This is a genomic window from Paucibacter sp. DJ2R-2 (assembly GCF_025717675.1).
Taxonomy (GTDB): Bacteria; Pseudomonadota; Gammaproteobacteria; order Burkholderiales; family Burkholderiaceae_C; genus Paucibacter_A.
This window is the reverse complement of the sequence record NZ_JAJIRT010000001.1, coordinates 201,295-226,647: the sequence shown is the minus strand read 5'-3', so window position 1 is coordinate 226,647 and position 25,353 is coordinate 201,295. Positions and strand designations below refer to the sequence as shown.

Below are 25,353 nucleotides of genomic sequence, written 5' to 3'. Positions count from 1 at the left end.
CTGATCATGAGTGCATCCCTCGATCGGCGCCAATTCATGGCCGGGGCGTCCAGCCTCACCTTGGCCTTTGTGCTTCCGGCCGGCCGCGCGCAAGCGGCGGGCGCCCCGGCGGTGACCGGCTGGCTGAGCATCGGCAGCGACAACAGCATTCAACTGAGCATCGGCGCGTCGGACATGGGCCAGGGCTCGTTCGCCGGCCTGGCCCAGGTGCTGTGCGAAGACCTGATGGTCGACCCCAGCGTCGTCCGCCTGGTTCAGGGCGCACCGAGCCTGGCGACGCCAGCGCCCGTTGGCAGCGCCATCAACACCGTGGGCTCCGGTGTGACCCGTGGCAATTTCTGGAAGTTGCGCGACGCGGGCGCCAGCGCGCGCGAGATGCTGGTGGCCGCGGCCATGGCCCGCGTCGGCGACCCCGTGCGTGGCAACTACAGTGTCAGCAATGCGCTGGTCACTCACCTGCCCAGCGGCCAGAGCTTGAGCTATGGCCAGCTTGCTGCGGCCGCGGCCTTGTTGCCGCCGCCGAGTGCTGCGGCCCTGGTGCCGGACAGCCAGTTCCGCTGTATCGGCAAAAGCCTGCCGCGCCAGGACATTCCCTTCAAGGTCGATGGCAGCGCCATCTACGGCCTCGATGTTCGTTTGCCCGGCATGGTCTACGCCGTCATCAAGCATTGCCCCAGCCTGGGCGGCACGCTCTCGGCCACACCGGCGCTGCCGTCCGGCGCGCTCGCCCTGGTGAGCACCCGGGTGATGGCCGGCACCGGCCGTGGCCTCGAGGCCGTGGGCAACGTCAACGCCTTGGCCGTGGTCGGCCCGACCACCTGGGATGCCTGGCAGTCGGCGCGTCGTCTCTCGCCCAAGTGGACGCTGCCGGCCCATGCCGCCCAGCTCAACAGTGCCCAGTTCATGGCCGACGCCCAAGCCCTGATGAGCAGTGCCACCCCCTATGTGGCCGGGGCGGCCAATCCGCCCGGCACGCTCTACACGGTGGAACGCAGCACGGCCGATGTGAGCACAGCCCTGAGCAATTCGCGCAAGCTGCTGGAGGCGACTTACAGCTTGCCCTACGTGGCCCACGCCTGCCTCGAAGTGCTGAACTGCACGGTCGACCATGTGGCCGGCCAGCGTTGCGATGTCTGGGCGCCGACGCAATCGGCCAAGTCGGCGCTGACCTTGGTGATGAGCTTGACCGGCCTGCCGGCCGACAAGGTCACGATACACACGACCTATCTGGGCGGCGGTCTCGGCCGCAAGGCCGAACTCGACTTCATCAGCCAGGCGGTGCAGGTGGGCATGGCCCTGAACAAGCCGGTCAAGCTGATGTGGCCACGCGAAGAAGACTTCACGCATGACCAATACCGGCCCATGGCCTTGGTCCGGGTGCGCGCCGGCCTGGACAGCCGCAATCTGCCGACCGCCTGGAGCTACCGCAACGTCTCGCCTTCCATCCTCGGGCAGCGCGGTGCGAACCTGGGCCCGACCGGCGATTCTCAGGGTTATGAAGCCTCGCAAGGCCTGCCCTACAACTTCAGTGCCCGGCTGACCGAATGGGTCAGCCACACGGCCCCGGTGCCGGTGGGCTTCTGGCGTTCGGTCGGGGCCTCGATCAACACCTTCGCAGTGGAGTCCATGATCGATGAGTTGGCGGTGGCCGCCAAGCAAGACCCCTACCAGTTCCGCCGTGCCCAGCTCACCGACCCGCGCTGGATCGCGGTGCTGGAGGCTGGTGCCAACGCTGCCGGCTGGAGTGCTGGGGCGGCCAGCGGCCGGGCATTCGGGTTAGCCATCGGCACGGCCTTCAACAGCATCGTGTCCCAGGTGGTGGAGGTCAGCAATGTCGGCGGTCTGCCGCATGTCACCCGGGTCTGGGTGGCGATCGATTGCGGCGTGGCGGTCAACCCCGGTTCGATCGAGGCGCAGCTGATCGGCGGTGTCGTCCATGCCCTGAATGCCAGCTTTTATGGTCGTCAGACCTTCAGCAATGGCGCGGCACAGGTCAAGAATTTCAACAACAGCCGCATGATCCGCCTGCGTGAAATGCCTCAGGTCAAGGTCATCATCATGCCCTCGCCGCCGAGCAGTCGCAGCACGCCGCTGGGTGGCGTCGGTGAGCTGGGCGTGCCGACCTTTGCGCCGGCCCTGCTCAATGCCTGGTTCCGGCTTAGCGGCCAGCGCCTGCGTTCTTTGCCCTTGCAGCCGAACGCGACCATGGGTGATTGAGTGTTCGACGGCCCTCGGTTTGAACGCTCTCTGGGCGATGCGCTCATGGCCGAACGGTGGGGCGGCCGAACACCTCTAGTGAGGCCGCGATAGGGGCCGGTTCAGGCGTGCAGCGAGTCTGAATGGTGCGCTGGAGAACAGACCAAGGCGGCGTGGCTGCAGAGACTGCAGCATGCATTCCTTGCCGCCATGAGCGCCCTCCACATGATTCGAAGTCCTTGGTGTCGAGCCCGTAGCTCGGCCTTGGGTTCGTGCGTGCTGTCTGTGCTGCTTCTGCAAGCGTGCGCCACGCCCGGTCCGACTGCCTTAGAGACACCCGGCCAAGCGCCGCTCGAGTTGCCAAGCCAATGGTCGGCGATGCTGAACGATGACGAAGGTGCTGGTCCCGCATGGCCTGCCGACCCGGCCAGCTCGATCTGGTGGTTCCCGTTTGCCGACCCCCTGCTGAACGAATTGATCTTGCAGGCCCTGGCCGCCAACACCAGCATCCATGGCGCCCGTGCGGCCGTGCTGCAAGCGCAGGCGCAGCGGGATCTGGCGGCCGCCGCACTATGGCCCCAGCTGGACGCTTCCGCTTCGGAGCAGCGTGGCCGCGCCGGGGGCGTGAGCACTGGTCAGCGCCTGCAGCTGGGCCTGGACGGGCGCTGGCAGCCCGATGTTTTTGGTGCCACACGCAGCGCGGTGCAAGCCGCCGACGCCACGGCCCTGGCCAGTGCGGCCAGCTTGGGCGCTGTGCAGCTGCAGCTGAGCACCGAAGTGGGCTTGAACTATGTGCTGCTGCGCGCGGCTCAGGCGCGCTTGCGCATCGCCGATGACAACCTCGCCAACCAGCGGGAGACGTTGGAGATCACCGATTGGCGCGAGCAGGCCGGCTTGCTCAGCAGCCAGGAGGCTGCGCAGGCGCGCACGGCTGCGGCGCAGACGGCCGCGCTGCTGCCGAGTTTGCGCACCAGCATCACCCGCGCCAGCCATGCCCTGGCCGTGCTCAGCGGCCGGCCGCCGGCCGAGCTGCTGCAGACCTTGGCCCCAGCCGGGGCCCTGCCGCAACTGAACCCAGCGGCCCAGGCCGGCGCGCTGAACGCTCGCATCCCGGCCGAGACCCTGCGCCAGCGCGCCGATGTTCGCGCCGCCGAGTACCGCATCGCCGCCGCTCTCGCTCAGTTGGATCGGGCCGAGGCGCTGCAGCGCTGGCCGAGTTTTTCCATCAGCGGATCTTTGGGCTTGAGTGCCGCCGGCCTGAGCGGGTTGGGCCGCAGCAGCGCCGTGCTCGGCAGCTTGCTGGCCGGCATTGCCCTGCCTGTCTTGGACGGCGGCGCGGCGCGCGCGGAAGTCAGCCTGCAGCAGGCCGGCTTACTTCAGGCGCAGCAGCAGTACCGGGCGGCCGTGCTCTTGGCGTTGCAGGAGGTGGAGGATGCGTTGGTGGCCTTGCACGGCGACCGACAGCGCGTGGCCAGCCTGCAGCAGGCCAGCGCGGCAGCCGTGCTGGCGGCGAACCTGGCCCAGCAGCGCTACCGCAGCGGCCTGGTGGACTTCCAGGCCGTGCTGGAAACCCAGCGCAGCCAGCTTGCCAGCCAGGACGGCCTGGCCAGTGCGGGCGCCGATGTCAGCGCCGACCAGCTGCGCCTGATCCGGGCCCTGGGCGGCGGCTGGCGCGAGCCGCAGGCCGGCCAGCAGCCATGAGTGAGAGCCCGAGCCCGACAGCCGTGGCCGTGCCGCCGCCCAGTCCCAGGTCCGCAGAGGCTGCCGATCTGAGCGAGCTGCTGGCCGAGCCGGCCGCGCGCGTCTGGTACCGACGGCCGTTGTTCTGGGGCACGGGCCTGCTGCTGGCGCTGCTGGCCCTCGGCTTGTGGTGGTGGCTGGCCAGCCGGGCCGCTCAGGCGGCACCGGTCTATGTGACCCAGCTGGCGGCGCGCGGTGACCTGAGTCTCACGGTCAGCGCCAATGGCAGCTTGCAGCCGACCCGGGCCATCAATATCGGCAGCGAGCTCTCGGGCACGGTGCTGCGGGTGCTGGTGGATGTGAACGACCGGGTGAAGAAAGGCCAAGTCCTGGTCGAGCTGGACACGGCCAAGCTGCGCGGCCAGATTCAACGCTCGCAAGCGGCCTTGCAGGCGGCGGCCGCCCGATTGGACCAAGTGGCGGCCACGCAAGACCAGGCCACGGCCACGCTGGCGCGGCTGGAGGAGGTTGCGCGTCTGTCCGGCGGCAAGGTGCCGGCCAAGACAGAGCTGGACGCCGCCCGCGCCGGCCTGGCCCGGGCGCGGGCCGATGTCGCCAGCGCGCGCGCCGGGGTCGACGATGCCCGTGCCGCGCTGGCCACCGACCGCATCAATCTTTCCAAGGCCTCCATCAGCTCGCCGGCCGATGGCATGGTGCTGAGCCGCAGCGTCGAGCCCGGCAATGCGGTCGCGGCTTCGCTGCAGGCGGTGACCCTGTTCGTGATCGCCGAGGACCTGAGTCGGCTGCGCCTCTGGGTCTATGTGGACGAAGCCGATGTCGGCGCGGTGCAGCTCGGGCAGGCCGCCAGCTTCACCGTCAGCGCCTACCCGGCGCGCAAGTTCCCGGCCCGCATCACCCGGCTTGGCTTCGGCTCCACCATCACCGACAACGTGGTCACCTACCTGAGCTACCTCGATGTCGACAACCGCGAGCTCAGCCTGCGCCCGGGCATGACGGCCAGCGCCACCATCACCGCCACGCAGCGCCACGATGTACTGCTGGTGCCCAATGCGGCCCTGCGTTTCACGCCCAGCGCGGCCGGTGATGCGGCGGCCAGCGGCAAGAGCGTCGCCAGCCGACTGCTGCCCAGCATGCCGCGCGGCGGCACGCGCCGGCAGGCGGCGGCCGGTGCCAGCACGGCCACGGCACGCCAGGTCTGGGTGCTGCCCGGCGCCACCGAACCCGGGCAGCAAGGGAAGGAGGGCAGGGGCGTGCCGCAGGCCGTGGCGGTGCTGCCCGGCATCAGCGATGGCCGCATGACCGAGATCATCGGCGGCGAGCTCAGAGCCGGCATGCGTGTCATCACTGACCAGAAAAAATCCAGCCAGGCCGGCTCATGACGGCCGACCCCGCCCGGCCCGCAGTCCCCCTGATCCAGCTGCAGGGCATCAGCCGGCGCTACGGCAGCGGAGCCAGCGAACTGCTGGCGCTCAAGGGCATCGATCTGCGCATCGAGGCTGGCGAGTTCGTCGCCATCATGGGCCCCAGCGGCTCCGGCAAGTCCACGGCCATGAACATCCTCGGCTGCCTGGACACACCCAGCGCCGGCCAGTATCTGTTCCGCGGTGCTCATGTCGAGGCGCTCAGCCGCGACCAGCGTGCGCGTTTGCGGCGGCGCTATCTCGGCTTTGTCTTCCAAGGCTTCAATCTGCTGGCGCGCACCTCGGCGCTGGAGAACGTGGAGCTGCCCTTGCTCTACCGCGGCGACGCGGCCGCTGCGCGGCGCACGGCGGCCCTGCGGGCGCTGCAGTCGGTGGGCCTGGGCGGCTGGGAGCGCCACACGCCGGCCGAGCTCTCGGGCGGCCAGCAGCAGCGCGTGGCGATCGCGCGCGCCATCGTCACCGAGCCGGCCGTGCTGCTGGCTGATGAGCCGACGGGCAACCTCGACAGCCAGCGCAGCCACGAGATCATGGCCTTGCTGCTGGCCCTGAACCGCGAGCAGGGCATCACCGTGCTCATGGTCACGCACGAGCCCGATATGGCGGCCTATGCGCGGCGAATGGTGCAGTTTCTCGACGGCCGCATCGCCAACGATGCAGCCAATCTCACGCCCACCGTGCTGCCGCAGGCCAAGACCGAAGCCGAGGCCGCCTGATGCTGCTCAGCGTGCTCTTGCTGGCGCTGCGCTCGGTGCGGCGCAATCTGCTGCGCTCTTTTTTGACGATTCTGGGCATCGTCATCGGCGTCAGCGCCGTCATCACCATGGTGACCCTGGGCAATGGCGCCACCCAGGCCATCGAGGCCCAGATCACCAGCCTGGGCAGCAATCTGCTCATGCTGAGCCCGGGTCAACGGATGGGTGGCGGTGGCGGCGGAGGAGGGGGGAGCGGCCCGCGCGGCGGCGTGCCCCAGTTCAGCGAGGCCGATGCGGCGGCGATTGAAGCGCAGATCGGCGGCGTGGCGGCGGTGGCGCCGCAGAGCCGCGCCTCGGTCACCCTGGTGGCGAACGGCCGCAACTGGGCCAGCAATGCCACCGGCAGCAGCAACAGCTGGTTCGACACCGGCAACTGGCTGCTGGCCAGCGGCCGGCGCTTCGAGGAGGAGGAACAGCTGGCCGGCTCGGCCGTTTGCATCATCGGCGAGACGGTGCGGCGTGAGCTGTTCGGTGGCACGCCCGGCCAGACCGGCCTGGGCCAGGCGCTGCGGGTCCGGCAGTTCAGCTGCGAGGTGGTCGGCATCCTGGTCGCCAAGGGCCAGGGCGGCATGGGCGACCAGGACGATCTGGTGCTGCTGCCCCTGCACACCTTGCAGCGCCGCGTCACCGGCAGCCGCAAGGTCAGCAATCTGCTGGTGGCCATGGAGGAGGGGAGCGACAGCGGGCCGCTGAAAGCCAGCCTGCGCCAGCTGATGCGCGAGCGCCGCCAGCTCGCCGACAGCGAGGACGACAACTTCAATATCTTTGACACCCAGCAGCTGGCCGACACCTTGTCCAGCACCATGGGTGTGCTGACCCGCCTGCTCGGCGCGGTAGCGGCGGTCAGCCTGCTGGTGGGCGGCATCGGCATCATGAACATCATGCTGGTCAGCGTCACCGAGCGCACACGCGAGATCGGCCTGCGCCTGGCCGTCGGCGCGCTCGAGCGCGAGGTGCTGTTGCAGTTTTTGATCGAGGCGGTGGTGCTCTCGGCTCTGGGCGGCTTGATCGGCGTGTTGATCGCCACCGGTGCTTCTTACGGCCTCGCGCGCCTGATGGCCGTGCCCTATCAGTTCGACCCCGCCATCAACCTGCTGGCCCTGCTGTTCTCGGCCGGCATCGGCGTGCTCTTCGGCTACTTCCCGGCCCGCCGTGCCGCGCGCATGGATCCGATCGAGGCTTTGAGGCATGAGTGAGGTCGGTGAGGGGGTGAACAGGTGAATGGGTGAATGGGTGAATCGTGAATCGTGAATCGAAAGTGGCCGCTTGTTCACTTGTTCACTTGTTCACCCGTTCACCTGTTCACCACTCACCATTCACCTCCCCGAACCCCCGGCTTTTCCGGGTTTCACTGCCAGCCACAAGCGTTTAGGCTGTTTGCCATCTGAGTCACGGCAATCCGTGGAGGCCTGGATGGCATTTGCACATGAGCTGGTCTTGTTTCCCCTCGAACGCGAGGTGCAGGCAGCGGCCCAGCAGCTGAGCGATAGCTCGGACTGGAACTCGCGGCTGGAGGTGGCCTGGGGCTTGCGCCAGCTCAACAGCCCGCGTGCGCAAAGCCTGGCCAGCGCCTTGCTGAAGGAGCTTGGCGAGGCCGAGGAGCAGACCGCCTTCATGGACCCGGCCGCCCTGGCCGCCATGCGCGGGCGCCTGTACCTGGTGCAGGCCGAGGTGGCGGCGCTGATGCTGCGCCTCGACGAAGCCCAGCAACACATCGCCAGCGCCCAGGCGGAGTTCGACGCCTTTCCCAACCCGAGCGCCCAGGCCGATCTGCAAGGCCTGCAGGCCGCCGTCCACGCCGACCGCGGCGACGTCGACCGCCAGCGCGATGCTTTGCAAAACGCCATGGACTGGGCCGACCAGGCCCAGGACGCCGAGCGCCAGCTCTACTACCGCGCCAACCTCGCGCGCGCCGATCTGTTTCGCGATTTCGAACTGGCCCGGGCCGCCTGGTCCGAGCAACTGCCGCTGAGCGGCGAGGGTCTGTCCCGCATGTGCTCGGCAGCCTTGGACGACTACCGCGCGCTCGAACATGGCCTGGCCTCCGACTATGTCGAGGCCGCGCGCTTTCTCGAACGCAGCTACGAGGCCAGCCTGGAGTCCGGCCAGGTGCGGCGGGCCATCTCGGCGGCTTCCAATCTGGGCTATTCCTTCACCAGCATCTCCGACTATGAGACCGCCTTGGTCTGGCTGAAAAAGGGCCTGGCGGTGGCGCGACGCGTTCGTTGGCCGGGCGCCATCGGCCTGTGCCTGGCGCAGACCGGCGAGGCCTTGCGCCGTGTCGGCCAGACCGAGTCGGCGCGCGAGCTGCTGCGCGAATGCCTGCAGACCCTGGTCCAGCACCCGCAAAGCCGCACCGCCATGATGGCGCTGGACTATCTCGGCCAGGCCGAGCTGGACCATGGCCATTACGCGGAAGCACTCAAGCATTTCGAGCTGCTCGGCGAGCGCGAAAGCCATGCCCATTCATCCGATATGCGCACCGGCGTTGTGCTCGGACGCGCCCGGGCCCTGATGTATCTGGGCCGTCTGGACGAGGCGCGCACGGTGGCGCTGGAGGCCGTGGCGGTGATCACGGCGCAGAAGCAGCGCGCCGATCTGGTCGAGCTGCGCGCCATCCTGGCCGAGATCGAGCGGCGCAGCGGTGCCGCACCGGCCGTGGTGCTTGAGGGGCTGAAGCTGGCCCTGGAGCAGGCTCAGGCCCTGGAGGGCTACCAGCCCAAACCCGAGCTGCTCGACGCCGCCGCCGAGGCTTTCGATCGCGCCGGTCAGCCGCAGGAAGCCTATGCCATGGCCCGGCGTGCCGCCGCCGCCCGCCAGGCCAGCTGGTCCACGGCGTCCAAGCACGCCCGCCAGCAAGTCGAGGTGGCGCGCAACGAGCGCCAGCATGCGCGCCAGCAGGCCCAGGCCAAGGAAGAGCGCCTGAGCAAGCTGCAGGCGGCCCATGAGCAGCTGCAGCAGCTGGTGGTGCTGGGCCGCGAGATCTCCCGCCAGCGCAGCCCGGGCCTGATCTTCACCGTGCTTGGCCGCGAGCTGCGCTCGGTGCTGGGCGCCGAGTTGTTGGCTGTCTACCGCCGCGATGCCAGCGGCCAGACCCTGGTGATGGGCGAGTCATCCAAGGGCGAGCATGAGGGCCTGGCTTTCAAGATCGCGGTCAGCGACGCCGACAGCCCGGTGGCTGCGTGCAGCCGCGACTGGACCGAGCGCCAGCTGCCCTTGGGCGAGTCGGGCCGCTGCCGGGTGTTCGCGCCCATGGTTGGTGACGACGCCAACCCGGCCGTGCTGGTCCTGGAGCTGGCCGCCGGCCAGGCCTGGGGTACGCGCGAGCAGGGCATCTTGCGCCATCTGAGCACCGACGCCGCCCTGGCCTTCAAGCGCGCCGGGGCCTGAGCGGCCCCCGGCGTGCTCGGTCCTGCGCTCAGAGTGAGCGCAGGAAGTCCAGCATGGCTTGCTGCTCGGCGGCGTTCATGGCTTGGAAGCGTTGGCGCGCTGGTGCTGCCTCGCCCTCATGGGCCAGCACCGCCTCGCGCGGCGTGGCCGCACGGCCGTCGTGCAAGAGACGCTCGCGCACGCGCAGGCCCCAGAGTGGCGCGGTCCGCATGTCGCGCCGGCCAGCCGCATCTTGTGCAATGCCATCGCCGAGGCTGCCCATATCGTGCAGGAGCAGGTCCGAGTACAGCGGCACGTTCTTGAAGGCCAGCGCGGGCCAGGGGCTGGCGCCGGTGTTCAGGCTGGGCGTGTGGCAGGCGGTACAGCCGCTGCGATCAAACAGGCGGGCGCCGGCCAGGGTCTGGGCGCTTGGCCGCAGGGCGGCCGGTGCGGCCAGCAGGCGCATGAAGTCCGCGGCCCGGTCGATGTCCGCGCGGCCGCTCAAGGGGTCGGGCTGGTCCTCGATATCGGCCACGCGGTCGAAGCGGGCCAGCAGGGCCGTGTTGCCGTTGGGCGCGTTTTCCTGGCGGAACAGGCGGTTGGTGATGCCCATTTCATTCAGGTACGCGTCGGCCGAGAAACCCAGCAGGCTGGCATGCTGGGCTTTCCAGCCAAAGCGGCCGACCCGCCGCGTGCCGCTGGCCGGGTCGATGATCCAGGCCACCGTGCCGCGCACGCCGTCGAGCTTGCTGCGCAAGGCGCCCTGGACGATGGTGTCGTCCGTAATCGCTTCGATCAGGCCGGCGCCGAACAAGGGCGTGGTGATGCGCTGGGCGACGATGCTGGCCTCGGCGGGCACATGCTCCAGTGCGGCCGGATCGATGGCGCGCGCCTGCAAGAGGCTGCCGCCTTGGGCGGCCATGGCGTCGAACTGGCCGTCCAGCAAACGGCCGAAGCGGGTGACGCTGCGGCGGCTGCCGCCACCCACGCCACCGGCCGAATGGCAGGCGGCACAGGAGCGGTCGTTGAAGATCGGCCCCAGGCCGCCGGCCGGTGTTTCCTGAGCTAGGAACTCGCTGCGACCTTCATTGAAGGCGGCCAGGCTGGCGGCATCGAGGCCGGCCAGCGGCTCGCCCATGGGGCTGGGCGGCGGCGCGGGGCGCGAGGGGGCGGCGGGCGGCGGCGGCAGCTTGGGGCGCTGCCCCGGCACCGCGGCCGCCTGGGCCGATGCTTTGCTGCTGCCCAGCACGGCCATGCCGGCGCCGCCACCGGCTAGCAAGAGGGCGAGGGCAGAGCCGAGCGCGCTGAAGCGCAGCAGGGGCGAGTGACTCTTCTTGGCAAGAACAACTGGTTTCATGGGAATCGACTCCTGGCCTGAGTCCGCAAGGGACGCTTGAGTTGACAAGGGCTTGGACCGGCGTCCAAGGGCATGGCACAGAGCTTGGCGGCCGACTGTGGAGGCAATGTGGAGAGCGCATGGCCTTGCCGGGCCTGGGCGGGCGAGGGCGGCCCGGCCGCGGCGCTGCGCGTGAGATCGTTCACGCCGGCCGGGGCCGCGCGCGCCTCCACACTCGGCACACAATCGTCGGGTCCACTGCGGGTTCACTTCCGAGGTCTGGCAATTCATGCGCTTGCGTCTGGTTCACAGCTTGTCCCTGCTCCTGCTGGCCGTGGTCAGCCTGACCGTGCTGGGCATGGGCGGCGTGATGGCCTGGAACCTCAGCCGCGGTTTCAATGACTATCTGCAAGCGCGCGAGGTTGACCGCCTGGAACGACTGGCCGAGCTGACGTCCGACTTGCTGCAGCAGGACGGTGCCGGCCTCGACGGCTTCTTGCGCAGCCGGGTCACGCTGCGCGGCCTGCTCGACGAACTGGCGCGGCGCGAAGGCTTGAACCCAGGCGGACGGGCGCTGCCCATGCAGCCGGGCTTGCCCCCGGCCCTGGCGGGCGAGCCGCCGCCGCCGCCCTGGCGCCGGCTGCGCGAGCGTGAAGGCCCGCCTCCACCACCACCGCCGGCGGAGGACGGCTTCGGCGGCCGGGTCGGCTTGTACAGCTTGCAAGGGGAGTTGCTGCTGGGCCGGCCCCAGGCCGAAGGGCGGCGTGGCGCTCGCCCGCCATGGGCGCTCGAGCGTGGCCCTGGCGACAGGATGGTGGAGCGAGCGGTCTATGGCCCGGCCGCCGGCGCTGAGCGGGTGCCCGTGGCCTGGTTGCGCCTGCGCTTGCCCAAGCCCCTGCCCGATTCCGTGGACGCCCTGTTCCTGCGCCGGCAGTACCAGGGCATTGCGGTCGTGGCCGTGCTGATGCTGGGGCTGGCCCTGCTTGGCGCCTGGTGGCTGACGCGCCGCTGGTCGCAGGCCTTGCTGGCCGTGCAGGACGCCACCGCACGCATCGCCCAGGGTGAGCTGTCCGTGCGTCTGCCCGACCCGGGGCGCAGCGACGAGATCGGCGATGTGCTGCGCAATATCAACCGCATGGCGGCCGGACTGCAAGCCTTGGAGGGCACGCGGCGGCGCTGGATCGCCGACATCTCGCATGAGCTGCGCACGCCGCTGAGCGTGCTGCGCGGCGAGATCGAAGCGCTGATTGACGGCGTTCGCCCCCTGTCCACGACGGCGCTGCAATCGCTACGCGAGGAGGTGCTGCAGCTGGCCAGCTTGGTCGACGACCTTCATCTGCTGGCCATGGCCGACCTGGGCGCCTTGCCCTGCCGCCGGGTCGACAGCGATGCCCAGGTTTTGCTGCAGCGCTTGCTGCAACGCTATGCCCCCAGGGCGGCGGCGGCCGGCCTGGATTTGCAGCCCGGCAAGACCTGGCCCTCGGGGCCGGTGCCGGTGTTCTGGGACCCGGTGCGCATCGAGCAGCTGCTGGGCAATCTGCTGGAAAACAGCTTGCGCTACACCGATGCCCCTGGGCGCATCGTGTTGGACCTGTCGTTGCAGGGTGAGCAGCTTTTGCTGACCGTCGACGACAGCGCGCCTGGCGTGGCCGCAGCCGATGTCGGGCGCTTGTTCGAGCCTCTGTACCGGGCCGATGCGGCACGCAGCCGGCATCTCGGTGGCAGCGGCCTGGGCCTGGCCATCTGTGCCGCGATCGCCCAGGCCCATGGCGGCCGCCTCAGCGCAGGTGCGTCTTCGCTGGGCGGCTTGCAGGTGACCTTGAGCCTGCCCAGGCGCGCGCCGCAGGAGCACCCTTGATGGAGCAGAACGTAAAGGCCTTGCTGCCGCCACAGCGGGTCCTGGTGGTCGAGGACGAGCACAAGATCGCCCAGCTGCTGCTCGACTATCTGCGCGCCGATGGCTTTGCTGCCGACAGCCTGGCCGATGGCGAACAGGCCCTGGCTGCGATCCGCCGGGACCCGCCGGACGCCCTGGTGCTGGACCTGATGTTGCCCGGCCTGGACGGGTTGAGCCTGTGCCGCGCGGTGCGCGAGTTCAGCGCCATGCCCATCTTGATGCTGACCGCCCGCGTCTCCGAGCAGGACCGGCTGCAAGGCCTGGACGGCGGGGCCGATGACTACATCTGCAAGCCCTTCAGCCCGCGCGAGCTGGTGGCCCGGGTTCGCGCCCAGCTGCGTGCGCAGGAGCGCCGCCGGCCCGCTGCTGCCTCGGCAGCGCCTGTGCTCTGGCAGGTCGACGAGGCGGCCCAGCGCATCGCCTGGGGTGGGCAATGGCTGGCGCTGACGCCCCTGGAGTTCCGCATGCTGCGCCTGCTGCTGAGCCGGCCCGGCCGGGTCTTCAGCCGCGCCCAGCTGCTCGACACCGTGCACAGCGAGCTGCGCGATGTCAGCGACCGTGCCATCGACAGCCATGTCAAGAACCTGCGCCGCAAGATCGCCGCGGCGCAGCCGGGCTGCGAGTGCATCGCCTCGGTCTACGGGGTCGGCTACCGCTTCGACCCGCCGACCTGAGCGACCGCTCGCGTGGGCGCATGGGCGGACCAACTGAGGTACGCTGCAAGCCAGAACCCGAGCTGGAGGCTCGTTGAATTGGAGTCCTGCCCATGAACAAGGCCCCGAGGCGATGGCATGAAAACCCCCTCTGAGGACGCCGCGGCCGAGTACCCGCTGCAGCAGTTGCCGGCGCAGCCGCCAGCGCTGGCGGAGCGCTTGTCCCAGACCTTGTTGACGCTGGTGGCGAGCCCGCCGGAGTCCAAGGCCCTGCCTTGCGCGCGGCCGGCCGAGCGCGCACGTCAGCTCGCGGGCGAGGCGGCTGCCAAGGCAGCGCTCGCGGCCGGCTCGCTGGCCCTGCCGCCCGGTCCCTTGGGCTGGCTGACGGTGCTGCCCGAGATGCTGGCGGTCTGGCGCATCCAGTCGCAGTTGGTGGCCGACATTGCCGCGCTCTACGGCCGCTCGGCCGAGCTGGGCCAGGCGCAGATGCTGTATTGCCTGTTCCGCCACACGGCGGCGCAGGCGGTGCGCGACCTGGCCGTGCGCGTTGGCGAGCGCCTGCTGGTGCGGCCCGCGACCACTGCCTTGTTGCAGCGCGTGGCGGGCCAGATCGGCGCCAAGCTCGGTGAGAAGCTGCTGCAAAAGACCGTGTCGCGCTGGGTGCCGGTGCTGGGCGCGGCGGCCGTCAGCGCCTATGCCTTCTACGACACCCAGCAGGTCGGGCGGGCGGCGGTCGAGCTGTTCGAGCGTGAACAGCTGCTCGACAACCCTGCCTGACTTTGGCCTGAGGCGGCCTACACTTCCGCATGACCGCGGTCTTGAACAGCCCCAGCGACCTGGCCCTGCGCCCCCCCGCCATCCTCGATGTCGAGGCCTCGGGTTTTGGCCGCGGCAGCTATCCGATCGAGGTCGGTTTCGTCGAGTCTGCTGGTGCGGTGTTCTGCTCCCTGATCCAGCCCGAGCCCGATTGGCAGCACTGGGACCTGGCCGCCGAACGCGTGCATGGCATCAGCCGCGACATCCTGCGTCAGCATGGCAAGCCGCCGGCCTGGGTGGCTGCTCAAATCAATCAGCGACTGGCCGGCCAGACCGTCTACTGCGACGCCTGGGCCCATGACTACCCCTGGCTGGCGCGCTTGTTCGACAGCGTCGACATGGTGCCGGCCTTCCATCTGCAGGATTTGCGCTGCCTGCTCAGCGATGCCGAGGCGGCTTGCTGGCATGTGGTGCGCGAGCAGGTGCGGGACGAGTTGCAATTGGTGCGCCACCGCGCCAGCAGCGACGCCCGTGTCTTGCAGACGGCCTGGCTGCGCCTCAAGACCCGACCTGGCAGCTGAGCCGCCGGACCGCCTGGCCTCAGGCTGTTTCGTCCAGATTGCCGCGCGCGCAGCTGCGACCGGCTCGCTTGGCTTCATAGAGCTTGGCGTCGGCCTCGGCCACCATGGGCTCCATATGGAGCTGGTGGTTGGGCCGCACGCAATAGCCCACGCTGATGCCGATGTGCAGCTCCAGCTGCTCGATGCGGAAGGGTGTGCCGATGGCCTGGATGATTTTCTCCGCCACCGTGCGCGCTGCGCCGGGATGCTGCAAGCCGGGCAGCAGCACCGCGAATTCGTCCCCGCCGAGGCGGGCCACCAGATCCTGCGGCCGCAGGACATGGCGCAGGCGTCCGGCCACGGCCTTGAGCAAGGCGTCTCCGACCGGGTGGCCATGCTGGTCGTTGACGGGCTTGAAGCGGTCCAGGTCCAGATAGAGCAGGGCGGCATGGCCTCCCCCGGCTGAGGCTTGTGACTGAGCGGCGTCGAACAAGTCCTGTGCTTTCTTGTTGAAGCCGCGGCGGTTGAGCAGCTGCGTCAGCGGGCAGGTCTGCGAGGCATCGCGCAGGCGCTGTTCCTCGCGCCGCGCCTCGGTCACGTCCACGGCAATGCAGATCACGCCCTCGATGGCCTCGCTCTCGCTGCGCAGCGGCGCGTAACTGAGCGAGAGCACCAGGGCCAGGGCATCGGCGCTGCCGCGCGGGCCTTCGACGGGCGCGCTGCTGCGGTCGTAGACGCGCTCCAGCTGCGTGGCCACACCGGAGAGCGCGCGCGCGATGGCCGCCTCGCGCGCCTGATACTCCTCGGCGCCCAGCAGTTCGACGAGCGGGCGGCCCAGCCAAGCCTCGCGGCGCACGTTGTAGCGCTTCTCGAAGGCATGGTTGAAGAACAGGAAGCGGCCCTCCAGATCCAGGACCGAGATCATGGCCTGCGAGGTCTGGGCGATCGCCCGCATCATGGCCTCGGTGCGCTGGCGTTCGCGCTGCGTTTGCAGGTCCGCCGAGATGTCGCGCAGGATCACCGAGATGGTCTCGGTCGCGCCATTGGCCTTGCGATGCAGCAGCACGGTGGCCTCGCAGGGCACGGGCTGGCGCTGCGCGTCCAGCACCGTGCCTCGGCCCTGCCACTGGCCCTGGGCCAGCACGGCGGGCAGGATCTCCTCGCGGTAGCGCTCGGCGCCACCGGGTGCGAAGAAGTCGCTGTAGGCGGTGTCGCTGAGGTCGCTGTCCAGGGGCACGCCCAGGCGCCGACGCGCGGCCGGGTTCATATAGAGCAGGCGGTGGTTCTGGTCGAGCTGGCAGACATAGTCGGGCGTCAGCGCGAAGATGGCGCTCAAGGTGCGCGCGGCACGCTGCTGCTCGGCCTGCTCGCTGATGTCCTCGACCGTGCCGACCTGGCCTTGAATGCGGCCATCGAGCCAGAGCGGCGCAGTCCGCACCGCCAGCAGGTGGCGGCTACCGTCGGGCAAGGTGATGCGGCTGAAGACCTTGAGCCGCTCGCCGGCGCGGATCAGCGCCACCCAATTGGCGCGCAAGCTTTCGCGCCGCTCGGCCGGCATCAGGTCCAGCCAGCCCCAGGCCAGCTGGTCCTCGCGCAGGCCTTGCAGGTTCAAGTAGGTCGGGTTGCCATAGACCATGCGGCCCGAGGCATCGCAGCGGAACAGGCCCAGGGGCGAGGCGTCGCTGGCCGCGCGCTGGGCCGCTTCATCGAGGCGCAGGCGCTTTTGCATGCGCGCCAGCTGCCAGGTCAGGGCCAGGGCGACCAGGCTGACCAGCACGCTGAAGCTGAGCACCACCAGGCGCTCGACGCGGTGGCGCGCCAGCGCGGCGTTGTCGCTCTGGGAGATCAGCAGCTGCAGGCCGAAGACGTCGAGGGTGCGGAAAGCACCGTGGCGCGGCACGCCGTCCGAGACCTTGCCGGTGGTGCTGAAGAAGCCCTCGCGCGCGGCGAATTCGGCGCGCCGCTCGGGGTGCTCGGCAAAGACATCGCGGCCGACAAAGCCGGGCAGCTCGGGCAGGCGGCTCAGGGCCACGCCGTCCTGACGCAGCAGGGTCACGGCGGCGGCCGGGCCTTGGGCAAAGTACTGGTGCAGGCGTTGCAGTCGAGGCAGGTCGATCAGGGCCACCGCCATCTGCAGCTGGTCCGTCGGCGCGCTCAGGCGCATCAGCAAGGGCAGCTGGGGCGGGCCGTTGTGACGCAGCTGCAGCGGCAGGCCGAGCAAGGGCCGGCCCGTACCGGAACCGGCGCGCAGCTGGCCGAACTCGGGCAGGTCCGCCAGCTCGGCCACCGCCTGGCCGCTGATGGCAGGCAGACGGAAGGCCCGGCCTGCGCTGTCGACCAGCAGTACATCGATGATGCCGCGCGAGGTCTCCCGCAACATATCGGCCAGTTGAGCCAGCGAGGCATCGGCCAGGGGTTCGCGCTGGCCGCGCGTCAGCAGCCAGAGGTCGATCGAGCGCAAGCTGCGCTCGGCATCGCGGAACACGGCCTCGGTCTGGGCGGCGGCGGCCTCGGTGCTGCTGCTCAGTTCGGCCCGCTGGTCCTGCGCCAGCTGGGCCGGGTAGAACAAGGTGAACCAAACGACAAAGCCCCAGAGCAGGGTCAGCACCAGGCCGATGGCGGCAAAGGGGCCGAGCGCCAGCAAGCGGGCCAGGACGGCTGGCGTGCGCGTGCTGCCGGCAGCGTCACTCCGGCTGTCCATCAGCGCGGGCCTACCATCATTGGCGCGGGGCTCGGGTGCATGGCCGCCAAGCGGCCCCGTGCGAGCGACCTTTCTGCGCACATGTGCTCCCGGCCAGAACGGGAGCTTGCAAGCAGTGGTGGCGAAACAAGGGGCAGAGACATGGTTCAGAGGATCCAGCTGAAGGCGACCCAGAAAGTGGGGCGGGGGCGAGGCCTCGGGCCAGCAGTTCAGGCTTCAGATTAGCACGTGCGCAGGTCCCGTCCGGGGTGCACTTCAACGGCCGGACGCCGCCGCTGGGACCATCCGCCGCCGGGTCTATTCGCCGATATCCATGGCGTGCTGCGCCTGGGCGGCCCCGTCAAGCGCGCTTCAGCCACAGCTTCTGTTGCTTCTGCGGCTCAAAGCCCGCGACGCCGCCCCCTGAGTCCGCTCGCGGCGCTTGCCCTGCCCGGCCCTTGGCCCGATATTCAAGCCCTGTATCAGGGAGTGTGGCAATGAAACTGCGCAATCAAGTCATGGCGCTGGGTCTGGCGGGCACCTTGCTGGCCATGCTGACCGGCGGTATCGGTCTGGTCTCGGCCAACCATCTGAGTGCTCATCTCGACGAGGCCTTGCACGCAAGCGCCACCCTGCAAGCCAGCCAGGAGGCCGACATGATGCACGACGCCATCCGTGGCGATGCCCAGCTGGCCCTGCTGGGCGCTTTGGAGCAGGCGCCCGAGCGCATTGCCGAAGCCGAGCAAGGCTTGCAGGAACATGCCAAGACCTTTGAGCACAGTCTGGCCACCCTGGAAGCGGCCCGTTTGAGTGTCCCGGTTCGCCAGGCTCTGCAGGCTGTGAGGCCCTTGGTGCAGCGCTATCTCGAATCGGCCCGCACCATGATCCAGGCCGCCCGCAGCGACGCCGATGCGGCCCGCAAGAGCGGCCCGGTCTTGCAGACCGCCTTCACGGAGTTGGAGCGCGAGATGGCCCGGCTGTCGGACGCCATCGAGAACGACAATGCCCGCCTCAACGAAGCGGCTGCCCAAGGTGTGCAGACCACACGTTATGCCATGGCCTCAGCCTTGCTGGCGGCCGCGGTGCTGATGACGCTGGCCTCGCTGTGGCTGGCGCGCCAGCTCAGCCGGCCCATGAGCCAGGCTTTGAGCGTGGCGCAAAGCCTGGCCCACGGTGAGCTTGGCAACCGCATCCAGCTCGAAGGCAATCTGGAGACCCAGCAGCTGTTGCAGGCCTTGGCCGAGATGCAGTCCAGCTTTGCCGGCATCGTCCGCGAGGTCAAGCGCAATGCCGACGAGGTGGCCAGTGCCAGCACCGAGATTGCCCATGGCAACCAGGACCTGTCGGACCGCACCGAACAGCAGGCCAATGCCTTGCAGCGCACCACCTCGACCATGGCCGAGCTGGATGCCAATGTGCGCAACAACGCCGAGAGCGCCGAGCAGGCGCGCGGCCTGGCCGAGCAGGCCTCCAGCGTGGCCCGCAATGGCGGTGAGATGATGGGCCGGGTGATCGCCACCATGGGCGGCATCAACAGCAGCTCGCGCAAGATCGCCGACATCATTGGCGTCATCGATGACATCGCTTTCCAGACCAATATCCTGGCCCTCAATGCCGCGGTGGAAGCGGCCCGCGCGGGCGAGCAGGGGCGTGGTTTTGCCGTGGTGGCGAGCGAGGTGCGCGGCCTGGCGCAGCGCAGCGCCGCGGCGGCGCGCGAGATCAAGGACCTGATCGACGCCAGTGTCAACCAGGTCGAGCAGGGCACGGGCCTGGTGAACCAGACCGGCCAGACCATGGACGAAATCGTCGGCGCCATCGGCCGTGTCAGTGCCGTGGTGGCCGAGATCAGCCGCGCCTCGGGCGAGCAGAGCGCCGGCGTGCGCGAGGTCGGCCAGGCGGTCGCGCACATGGACCAGGCCACGCAGCAGAACGCGGCCTTGGTCGAGCAGAGCGCCGCTGCGGCCGACAGCCTGAGCCAGCAGGCCCAACAGCTGGTCCGTGCCGTGGCGGCCTTCCGCTTGCCGAGCTGAGCCTTACCGCCTTCAGGCCGTGAGGGCCGTGGCGGCTGATCTGACCTGGGCTGCAGGCCAGGCCACCGGTTGCGGCCGGCGCAGCGGCAGCCAGTTGGCGGGGCCCGCCCCCAGCGAGGGGCGCAGATCGGGCGCGAGCGACGGCATCTGAGCAGCGGCCTCGCGCCAGTGCAGCAGGTCGACCCGATCGGCGCCATTCAAGCTAGGCCGTGCCTGCAGGCGAAGCAAGAGGCGGGCCGGCACATAGGCCCAATCGCCGGCATCGAGCTGCAAGGTCCAGCGCTGATCGCGGCCTTGCAGCAGCAGCGTGACCTGACCCTCCATCAGCAGCAGAAACTCGCTGCCTGAAGCGGCCAGAGTCGGTGTGCGCGTCTGTGGCAGCTCGCGCCGGCTGGCGTGGCGCCGTTCGGCCTGGTCTAGCTTGAAACGCCGGTGCAGGGCCGCCAGCTCGGTCTCGTAGACCGGGCCTGCCGGGCGGCCCGAGCGGGCCGGGTAGAGCACCAGATGGCCAACGCTGAGCTGCAGCGGCGCCAGCAGGGCGCCGATCTGGGCCAGGGTTTCGGGTGCATGCCAGAGCGATGGGCTGCACAGCAGGCTGCTGTCGTGGGCGTACAAACGCATGGGGGCTCTCTTGCTGTGAATTCTTGAGGGATGGATGAGGTCGCGTGATTCAGATCGCGAACGACCACTCCTGGAAGCTGGCATGCAGCGGGCGCTGTTCACGCGCCGCTCGCGCCAAGGCCACCTCGACCCAGCGTTTGGCCAAGGGGAAGGGGCCGAAGCCGGATTCGCTGTTGATGTGGCCAACCCGGCCCAGATTGCTGTAGCTGGCGCCCCAGCGGCGCGCCCAGCGCTGGGCGCTGTGCGGCGTCATCCAGGGGTCGTTCTGGCTGGCGATCAAGGTGCAGGGTATGCGCAGGCGCTGCTGCGGTAGCAGCTCGGCCAGACCGAACTTGTCGGGCTCAGCCGGCGCCACCAGCAAGGCCTGGCGAATCGGTGTGTCCGCGTGTTCATCGAGGTAGCGGGCCAGGGCCAGGGTGCCGAAGCTGTGCGCCACGGCCAACCATTCGCCCGGTCCCGCGTGGTCCACCGTGCTGGCGATGCGATCGGCCCAGCGCTGCAACTCTGTCTGGCTGAAGTCGCGCTGCTGCACCCGACGCGCATCGCGGAACTGGCTTTGCAGCCAGCTTTGCCAATGGGCCGGGCCGCTGTCATGCAGGCCGGGAATGATGAGCAGGCGCGGCGGGCGGTAGGTGGTGGCCATGGCGGGATTGCAAGTGGTGTGGCGTTCAGAGCGTGGCGATCGAGACCTCGGTCGACTTGACCAGGGCCACCACCTCGCGCCCGACCACCAAGCCCAGATCTTTGACCGAGCGCGTGGTGATGACCGAGGTGACCAGGGCGCCCGAGGGCGTGATCACGTCGACCTCGGACACCACCGGGCCTTCGATGATCTCTTGGATGGTGCCGCGAAACTGGTTGCGTACATTGATGGCGGTGATGCTCATGGCTCTTGCTTCCTTGCCCGTGGGCTTTGAGTGTCTTGGTGAGCCTTCAGCTTAGGAGGGCAGGGCCAGGCGGGGAAGGAAGGGATGCGCGGGAGCACATGCGCTGGTCAGATATGGGCCGAAGCGCGGCAGAGCGGCGCGGGGCCCACGGCACAATCGCCGCCCATGAATCTTGCCGCTGCTGCTGTTTCTCCACCAAGCACGCCCCGCCTGCCTGGCCTCGACCTCTTGCGAGCCCTGGCCATCGCCTGGGTCATGCTGTTCCATTCCGTGTGGGTCGGCGGCGTCGGGCCAGACTGGGACGGCCTGGCCCGCTTCGGCTGGGTCGGCGTCGATGTCTTCTTTGTGCTCAGCGGTTTCTTGATCGGCGCGCCCCTGTTGCGCCAGCTGCAAGAGGCGCCCGCGCACTTTTCCCTGGCCGGCTTCTATGTCCGGCGCGCCTGGCGCATCCTGCCGGCCTATCTCACCGTGCTGGCCGTTTACCTGGCGTTTCCGGTGCTGCGCGAGCATCCAAATCTGGAGTCGGCCTGGAAGTTCCTCAGCTTCAGCTTCAATCTGCTGGTCGACTACGCCCGCAATCCGGCTTTCTCGCATGCCTGGTCGCTGTGCGTGGAGGAACATTTCTATCTGCTGTTTCCGCTGCTGGCCCTGGGCCTGAGTGGGCGCGTCAAGAGTTGGCAACTGCTGGCGCTGTTCGCGGCCTTGGTGCTGGGCGGCGTGGCCTTGCGCGGCGCGATCTGGCAGCACTACACCGCGCTGCAGCCCGACCGGCCCTGGTTCATCGAGGCGCTCTACTACCCGACCTGGTCGCGGCTGGACGCGCTTCTGGTGGGCGTGCTGCTGGCCGTGGCGCAGGTTCACCGCCCGCGCTGGTGGGCCTGGGCGCAGCACCATGCCAATGCCGTGCTGGCGCTGGGCCTGCTGGTGCTCGGCCTGGCCTGGTGGCTGTTCCGCGCGCGCACCGGCTTGCTGGCCAACACCCTGGGCTGGCCCGTGCTGGCGGCGGCGGCCGGCCTGCTGGTGCTGGCCGGCGCATCGCCGCACAGCCTGATCGGCCGCTGGCGCCTGCCCGGCGTCGCCTGGATCGCTGCCATTTCCTACAGCCTCTACCTGAGCCACAAGCTGGCTTTGCATGCGGTGCAGACCTGGCTGCTGCCCTGGCTGCCGGAGCTGGCGGCACTGCAGTTTGCGGCCTATGTGGCCGTGATCCTGCTGTTCGGCGCGGCCCTGCACTACGCGGTGGAGCGGCCTGGCTTGCGCTGGCGCGATCGCTGGCCCGGCCGTGCTTCTTCCCATGTGCAGCCGCCATCTGTGGCCGTGACATCGCGCTAAGCCACCCCTCCCCCTAGAACTTCAATGCCCTTCCCGGCAGCGCTTTCAGCGCCGGGGTCGGCGCCGCTTTGCCCAGTGCTGGCGGGGCTTGGCCGCGATTGGCAAGGAAAACGCCTGGCCTCACCCGCCAGTCCGGGCACCCGCGCATCATCAAAATGAATGATGGTGCTCGCTCGGGCCCCCCCATAGGCTGCGCGGGCCTGATGTAGCCGTGCCCGGCCGCAACAGGCAGCGTGCCGCCGCAGCCGGAAGCTGCGGTGGGCGGATCGAGTCCCGAGCGTCGCGCCGTGCGCTTTGTCGAAACGGCGCCAGAAGGAGTTTTCCATCATGCCTGCGCAACTGAACTATCCCGGCGTCTACATCGAGGAGCTGCCCAGCGGGGTGCGCACCATCAGCGGCGTGGCCACAGCCATTGCTGCCTTTGCCGGCTCCGCGCCCCGGGGGCCGATCGGCAAGGCCGTGCGCCTGTTCAGCTTCTCGGACTACGAGCGCCGTTTCGGTGGTCTGGCCCTCGACTCCGAGCTGGGCTATGCCGTGCGCCAGTACTTCCAGAACGGCGGCACCGAGGCCTATGCCATCCGTCTGGTCAAGGACGCCAGCACAGCCGAGCGCAGCCTGCGCAATGCCGCCGCCGCCGATGTGCTCAAGCTCTCGGCGCTGGACGCGGGCGCTTCGGGCAATGGCATCGAGGTCCGCGTCGATCACCAGAGCGCCAACCCGGGCAGCAGCTTCAACCTCTCGCTGTTTCGCGCGGAAGACGGAGCGGTCGAGAGCTATGCCAATGTCTCGATGAACTCCGCCGATGCGCGCTACGTGCTGGATCTGGTCAACGCCAGCTCGCAGCTGGTCAAGCTCAGCCGCCTGGTCAGCAAGGCCGCGCTGGCCGCCTTGCCGGCCGGCACTTCGCGAAGCCTGCCGCTGGTCGATGTGGCCACCCTGCTGGATGCCAACCACAACGAGTTCCGCGTCGCAGTCAACGGCCTGCCGCCGGTCAAGGTCTTGATCGCTCTGCCGGCGGACATCGGCGGCGGCACGGCCACGCAAAGGCTGGACAGCTTGTGCGCCGCCATCCAGCTCCAGGTGCGCGCCCAGTCCAACAGCCAGCAGGCCTACGACCTGTTCACCTGTGCCCGCCCGCCGGGCACGCAGCAGATCTTGATGAGCTCGGGTCAAGGCGGCGAGTTCTCGCAGCTGCGGGTGCTGGCCGGCCAGAAGAACAACGCCAGCGGTGTGCTCAAGCTGGGCGCCGCCTCGGGCGGCCTGGAGGTGGACGCGGTGGCGGCCATCCGCCCGGCACCCGTGCCCGACCCGGCCACGCTGAGCAGTGCTGTGTTTGCGGCCAATGACCTCAACACCCTGCCGGATGCCACGCACAGCGCGCTGCGCATCAGCCTCGATGGCTACGGCCCTGATGTGGTTGACATCGGCAGCGCCGCCGCCGCAGGCGCTGATCTGGCTGCCAAGCTCGACGATGTGGCGGCGCGCCTCCAAGCGGCGGTGCGAGCGCTCAAGCCCGGCCAGCCGAGCTACCGCGATTTCACGGTCAAGGTCAGTGGCAGCAGCCTGGTGCTGGCCACCGGTTCGCTCGGTGCCGGCAGCAGCATCGCCGTCAGCGCCGCCCCGGCCAAGAGCATCGCCAGCGAGCTGCATCTGCTGGCCGGTGCCACCAGCACCCAGCCCGGCAATCTCTACCTGGCCGGCGGCACCGAGACACCCTATGCCGAGGCCGATGTCTACCCCACCTTCATCGCCGACCGCGCGCAGCGCCAGGGCATTTATGCGCTGGAAGAGGTGGACCTGTTCACCCTGCTCAGCCTGCCCGGCGTGACCGAGCCCGGCGTGCTGGCCGACGCGGCCGCCTACTGCGAGGAGCGCCGTGCCTTCTTCGTGATCGATGCGCCGCCCACAGCCCAGAACCCGGCCCAGATGGTCGAGGCGGTCAACGGCACCGGCCTGCCCAAGTCCGACCATGCGGCGGTTTACTACCCTTGGATCTACATCGCCGACCCGCTGCGCAATGGCAGGCTGCGCCTGACCCCGCCCAGCGGCACGGTGGCTGGCTTGTTTGCCCGAACCGATGCCGAACGTGGCGTCTGGAAGGCGCCGGCCGGCACCGAGGCCACGCTCAGCGGTGTGCAGAAGACCGCCTACACCCTGACCGATGGCGAGTGCGGCGCGCTCAACCCCCTGGGCGTCAACTGCCTGCGTGTGCTGCCGGTCTATGGCGCCGTGTCTTGGGGCGCGCGCACCCTGCGCGGGGCCGATCAGATGAGCTCGGAATACAAATACGTGCCGGTGCGCCGCCTGGCCCTGTTCCTCGAAGAAAGCCTCTACCGCGGCACCCAGTGGGTGGTGTTCGAGCCCAATGACGAGCCGCTCTGGGCGCAGATCCGGCTCAATCTAGGCGCCTTCATGAACAGCCTGTTCCGGCTCGGCGCTTTCCAGGGCAAGAGCGCCAAGGAAGCCTACCTCGTCAAGTGTGACCGTGAGACCACCACCCAAGACGACATCAACCGCGGTGTCGTCAACATCCTCGTCGCCTTCGCGCCGCTGAAGCCGGCGGAGTTCGTCGTCATCCGCATCCAGCAGCTGGCTGGTCAGATCCAGGTTTGAGTCAAGGAGTCGCGTCATGGCCCAGTTCACCGTCAACGCCCAGCGTTTCGATCCCTACAAAAACTTCAAGTTCCGCGTCAAGTGGGATGGACGTTATGTCGCCGGCGTCAGCAAGGTTTCCGCGCTCAAGCGAACGACCGAGGTGGTCAAGCACCGCGAGGGCGGCGACCAAAGCAGCAGCCGCAAATCGCCCGGCCGCACCGAGTTCGATGCCATCACCCTGGAGCGCGGTGTCACCCACGACACCGAGTTCGAGAAATGGGCCAACAAGGTCTGGAACTACGGCTCCGGCTTGGGCGCCGAGGTCTCGCTCAAGGACTTCCGCAAGGACCTGATCATCGAGCTTTACAACGAGACCGGCCAGCTGGTGCTGGCCTACAAGGTCTTCCGCGCCTGGGTCAGCGAGTTCCAGGCCCTGCCGGACCTGGACGCGAACGCCAACGCCGTGGCCATTGCCCGCCTCAAGCTGGAGAACGAGGGCTGGGAGCGCGACTACGAGGTGATCGAACCCAGCGAGGTCAGCTTCACCGAGCCGAGCTGAGAACGCAC

19 protein-coding genes are annotated in these 25,353 nt (G+C 69.2%); 14 read left to right on the top strand and 5 right to left on the bottom strand.

Features of this window, described 5'->3' with window-relative positions; genetic code table 11:
• Positions 1 to 6 precede the first annotated feature (6 nt).
• The 6 genes from LNV28_RS00960 (at position 7) to LNV28_RS00935 (ending at position 9,460) form a co-directional block, all read left to right on the top strand.
• Positions 7 to 2,217 (top strand): xanthine dehydrogenase family protein molybdopterin-binding subunit, encoded by a 2,211-nt coding sequence (locus tag LNV28_RS00960; RefSeq protein ID WP_263516917.1) that lies wholly within the window; start codon positions 7 to 9, stop codon positions 2,215 to 2,217.
• A gap of 189 nt (positions 2,218 to 2,406) precedes the next feature.
• On the top strand, positions 2,407 to 3,897 hold the full coding sequence (locus tag LNV28_RS00955) for an efflux transporter outer membrane subunit (protein ID WP_318013814.1): 1,491 nt from the start codon (positions 2,407 to 2,409) through the stop codon (positions 3,895 to 3,897).
• Positions 3,894 to 5,276, top strand: a complete 1,383-nt coding sequence (locus LNV28_RS00950) for an efflux RND transporter periplasmic adaptor subunit (RefSeq protein WP_263516918.1) — start codon at positions 3,894 to 3,896, stop codon at positions 5,274 to 5,276. The genes LNV28_RS00955 and LNV28_RS00950 overlap by 4 nt, the downstream gene beginning before the upstream one ends.
• Complete coding sequence (locus LNV28_RS00945) at positions 5,273 to 6,031, top strand: ABC transporter ATP-binding protein (RefSeq protein ID WP_263516919.1); 759 nt, start codon at positions 5,273 to 5,275, stop codon at positions 6,029 to 6,031. The genes LNV28_RS00950 and LNV28_RS00945 overlap by 4 nt, the downstream gene beginning before the upstream one ends.
• Complete coding sequence (locus tag LNV28_RS00940) at positions 6,031 to 7,266, top strand: ABC transporter permease (RefSeq protein ID WP_263516920.1); 1,236 nt, start codon at positions 6,031 to 6,033, stop codon at positions 7,264 to 7,266. The genes LNV28_RS00945 and LNV28_RS00940 overlap by 1 nt, the downstream gene beginning before the upstream one ends.
• A 217-nt stretch (positions 7,267 to 7,483) precedes the next feature.
• Positions 7,484 to 9,460: a hypothetical protein gene (locus LNV28_RS00935; RefSeq protein WP_263516921.1), complete on the top strand. Its 1,977-nt coding sequence runs from the start codon at positions 7,484 to 7,486 to the stop codon at positions 9,458 to 9,460.
• Positions 9,461 to 9,488: 28 nt separating this feature from the next.
• On the opposite strand, the gene LNV28_RS00930 is transcribed toward LNV28_RS00935, so the two are convergent.
• Entirely contained in the window at positions 9,489 to 10,796 is a 1,308-nt protein-coding gene (locus tag LNV28_RS00930) for a di-heme oxidoredictase family protein (RefSeq protein WP_263516922.1), read from the bottom strand.
• 268 nt (positions 10,797 to 11,064) lie between these two features.
• Here LNV28_RS00930 and LNV28_RS00925 point away from each other — a divergent pair, with 268 nt between their 5' ends.
• The 4 genes from LNV28_RS00925 to LNV28_RS00910 all read left to right on the top strand — a co-directional run bounded on the left by LNV28_RS00925 (position 11,065) and on the right by LNV28_RS00910 (position 14,662).
• Positions 11,065 to 12,633, top strand: coding sequence for an ATP-binding protein (locus tag LNV28_RS00925; RefSeq protein WP_263516923.1), 1,569 nt, complete (start codon positions 11,065 to 11,067; stop codon positions 12,631 to 12,633).
• Positions 12,633 to 13,346, top strand: coding sequence for a response regulator (locus LNV28_RS00920; RefSeq protein WP_263516924.1), 714 nt, complete (start codon positions 12,633 to 12,635; stop codon positions 13,344 to 13,346). Before LNV28_RS00925 ends, LNV28_RS00920 begins: the two co-directional genes overlap by 1 nt.
• A 117-nt stretch (positions 13,347 to 13,463) precedes the next feature.
• Entirely contained in the window at positions 13,464 to 14,102 is a 639-nt protein-coding gene (locus LNV28_RS00915; RefSeq protein ID WP_263516925.1) for a hypothetical protein, read from the top strand.
• Positions 14,103 to 14,131: 29 nt separating this feature from the next.
• On the top strand, positions 14,132 to 14,662 hold the full coding sequence (locus LNV28_RS00910) for a 3'-5' exonuclease (protein WP_263516926.1): 531 nt from the start codon (positions 14,132 to 14,134) through the stop codon (positions 14,660 to 14,662).
• A gap of 19 nt (positions 14,663 to 14,681) precedes the next feature.
• Here LNV28_RS00910 and LNV28_RS00905 read toward each other — a convergent pair whose 3' ends face one another.
• On the bottom strand, positions 14,682 to 17,342 hold the full coding sequence (locus tag LNV28_RS00905) for a diguanylate cyclase domain-containing protein (RefSeq protein ID WP_263516927.1): 2,661 nt from the start codon (positions 17,340 to 17,342) through the stop codon (positions 14,682 to 14,684).
• A 476-nt stretch (positions 17,343 to 17,818) separates the two neighbouring features.
• Here LNV28_RS00905 and LNV28_RS00900 point away from each other — a divergent pair, with 476 nt between their 5' ends.
• Positions 17,819 to 19,351 (top strand): methyl-accepting chemotaxis protein, encoded by a 1,533-nt coding sequence (locus tag LNV28_RS00900; protein ID WP_263516928.1) that lies wholly within the window; start codon positions 17,819 to 17,821, stop codon positions 19,349 to 19,351.
• Positions 19,352 to 19,363: 12 nt separating this feature from the next.
• Here the strand turns inward: LNV28_RS00900 and LNV28_RS00895 are convergent, their stop codons facing one another.
• From LNV28_RS00895 to LNV28_RS00885, 3 genes are read right to left on the bottom strand one after another with little or no spacing between them, the layout of a single operon-like run.
• Complete coding sequence (locus LNV28_RS00895) at positions 19,364 to 19,972, bottom strand: hypothetical protein (protein WP_263516929.1); 609 nt, start codon at positions 19,970 to 19,972, stop codon at positions 19,364 to 19,366.
• Positions 19,973 to 20,021: 49 nt separating this feature from the next.
• The gene (locus LNV28_RS00890; protein WP_263516930.1) at positions 20,022 to 20,615 is read right to left on the bottom strand and encodes an RBBP9/YdeN family alpha/beta hydrolase; all 594 of its coding nucleotides are present in this window, start codon (positions 20,613 to 20,615) and stop codon (positions 20,022 to 20,024) included.
• 25 nt (positions 20,616 to 20,640) lie between these two features.
• Positions 20,641 to 20,859, bottom strand: coding sequence for a TOBE domain-containing protein (locus tag LNV28_RS00885; protein ID WP_171829091.1), 219 nt, complete (start codon positions 20,857 to 20,859; stop codon positions 20,641 to 20,643).
• Positions 20,860 to 21,024: 165 nt separating this feature from the next.
• Here LNV28_RS00885 and LNV28_RS00880 point away from each other — a divergent pair, with 165 nt between their 5' ends.
• The 3 genes from LNV28_RS00880 (at position 21,025) to LNV28_RS00870 (ending at position 25,345) form a co-directional block, all read left to right on the top strand.
• Entirely contained in the window at positions 21,025 to 22,191 is a 1,167-nt protein-coding gene (locus LNV28_RS00880) for an acyltransferase family protein (protein ID WP_263516931.1), read from the top strand.
• A gap of 327 nt (positions 22,192 to 22,518) precedes the next feature.
• Complete coding sequence (locus tag LNV28_RS00875) at positions 22,519 to 24,804, top strand: phage tail sheath family protein (RefSeq protein WP_263516932.1); 2,286 nt, start codon at positions 22,519 to 22,521, stop codon at positions 24,802 to 24,804.
• 16 nt (positions 24,805 to 24,820) lie between these two features.
• Positions 24,821 to 25,345: a phage tail protein gene (locus LNV28_RS00870; protein ID WP_263516933.1), complete on the top strand. Its 525-nt coding sequence runs from the start codon at positions 24,821 to 24,823 to the stop codon at positions 25,343 to 25,345.
• Positions 25,346 to 25,353 lie beyond the last annotated feature (8 nt).

Excerpts from the sequence above, each read along its gene's own strand:
- LNV28_RS00885 (WP_171829091.1), bottom strand. The coding sequence starts at position 20,859 with ATGAGCATCACCGCCATCAATGTACGCAACCAGTTTCGCGGCACCATC.
- LNV28_RS00955 (WP_318013814.1), top strand. The coding sequence starts at position 2,407 with ATGAGCGCCCTCCACATGATTCGAAGTCCTTGGTGTCGAGCCCGTAGC.
- LNV28_RS00915 (WP_263516925.1), top strand. The coding sequence starts at position 13,464 with ATGAAAACCCCCTCTGAGGACGCCGCGGCCGAGTACCCGCTGCAGCAG.
- LNV28_RS00940 (WP_263516920.1), top strand. The coding sequence starts at position 6,031 with ATGCTGCTCAGCGTGCTCTTGCTGGCGCTGCGCTCGGTGCGGCGCAAT.
- LNV28_RS00870 (WP_263516933.1), top strand. The coding sequence starts at position 24,821 with ATGGCCCAGTTCACCGTCAACGCCCAGCGTTTCGATCCCTACAAAAAC.
- LNV28_RS00905 (WP_263516927.1), bottom strand. The coding sequence starts at position 17,342 with ATGGACAGCCGGAGTGACGCTGCCGGCAGCACGCGCACGCCAGCCGTC.
- LNV28_RS00960 (WP_263516917.1), top strand. The coding sequence starts at position 7 with ATGAGTGCATCCCTCGATCGGCGCCAATTCATGGCCGGGGCGTCCAGC.
- LNV28_RS00895 (WP_263516929.1), bottom strand. The coding sequence starts at position 19,972 with ATGCGTTTGTACGCCCACGACAGCAGCCTGCTGTGCAGCCCATCGCTC.
- LNV28_RS00925 (WP_263516923.1), top strand. The coding sequence starts at position 11,065 with ATGCGCTTGCGTCTGGTTCACAGCTTGTCCCTGCTCCTGCTGGCCGTG.
- LNV28_RS00920 (WP_263516924.1), top strand. The coding sequence starts at position 12,633 with ATGGAGCAGAACGTAAAGGCCTTGCTGCCGCCACAGCGGGTCCTGGTG.
- LNV28_RS00910 (WP_263516926.1), top strand. The coding sequence starts at position 14,132 with ATGACCGCGGTCTTGAACAGCCCCAGCGACCTGGCCCTGCGCCCCCCC.
- LNV28_RS00935 (WP_263516921.1), top strand. The coding sequence starts at position 7,484 with ATGGCATTTGCACATGAGCTGGTCTTGTTTCCCCTCGAACGCGAGGTG.
- LNV28_RS00900 (WP_263516928.1), top strand. The coding sequence starts at position 17,819 with ATGAAACTGCGCAATCAAGTCATGGCGCTGGGTCTGGCGGGCACCTTG.
- LNV28_RS00945 (WP_263516919.1), top strand. The coding sequence starts at position 5,273 with ATGACGGCCGACCCCGCCCGGCCCGCAGTCCCCCTGATCCAGCTGCAG.
- LNV28_RS00950 (WP_263516918.1), top strand. The coding sequence starts at position 3,894 with ATGAGTGAGAGCCCGAGCCCGACAGCCGTGGCCGTGCCGCCGCCCAGT.
- LNV28_RS00880 (WP_263516931.1), top strand. The coding sequence starts at position 21,025 with ATGAATCTTGCCGCTGCTGCTGTTTCTCCACCAAGCACGCCCCGCCTG.
- LNV28_RS00930 (WP_263516922.1), bottom strand. The coding sequence starts at position 10,796 with ATGAAACCAGTTGTTCTTGCCAAGAAGAGTCACTCGCCCCTGCTGCGC.
- LNV28_RS00890 (WP_263516930.1), bottom strand. The coding sequence starts at position 20,615 with ATGGCCACCACCTACCGCCCGCCGCGCCTGCTCATCATTCCCGGCCTG.
- LNV28_RS00875 (WP_263516932.1), top strand. The coding sequence starts at position 22,519 with ATGCCTGCGCAACTGAACTATCCCGGCGTCTACATCGAGGAGCTGCCC.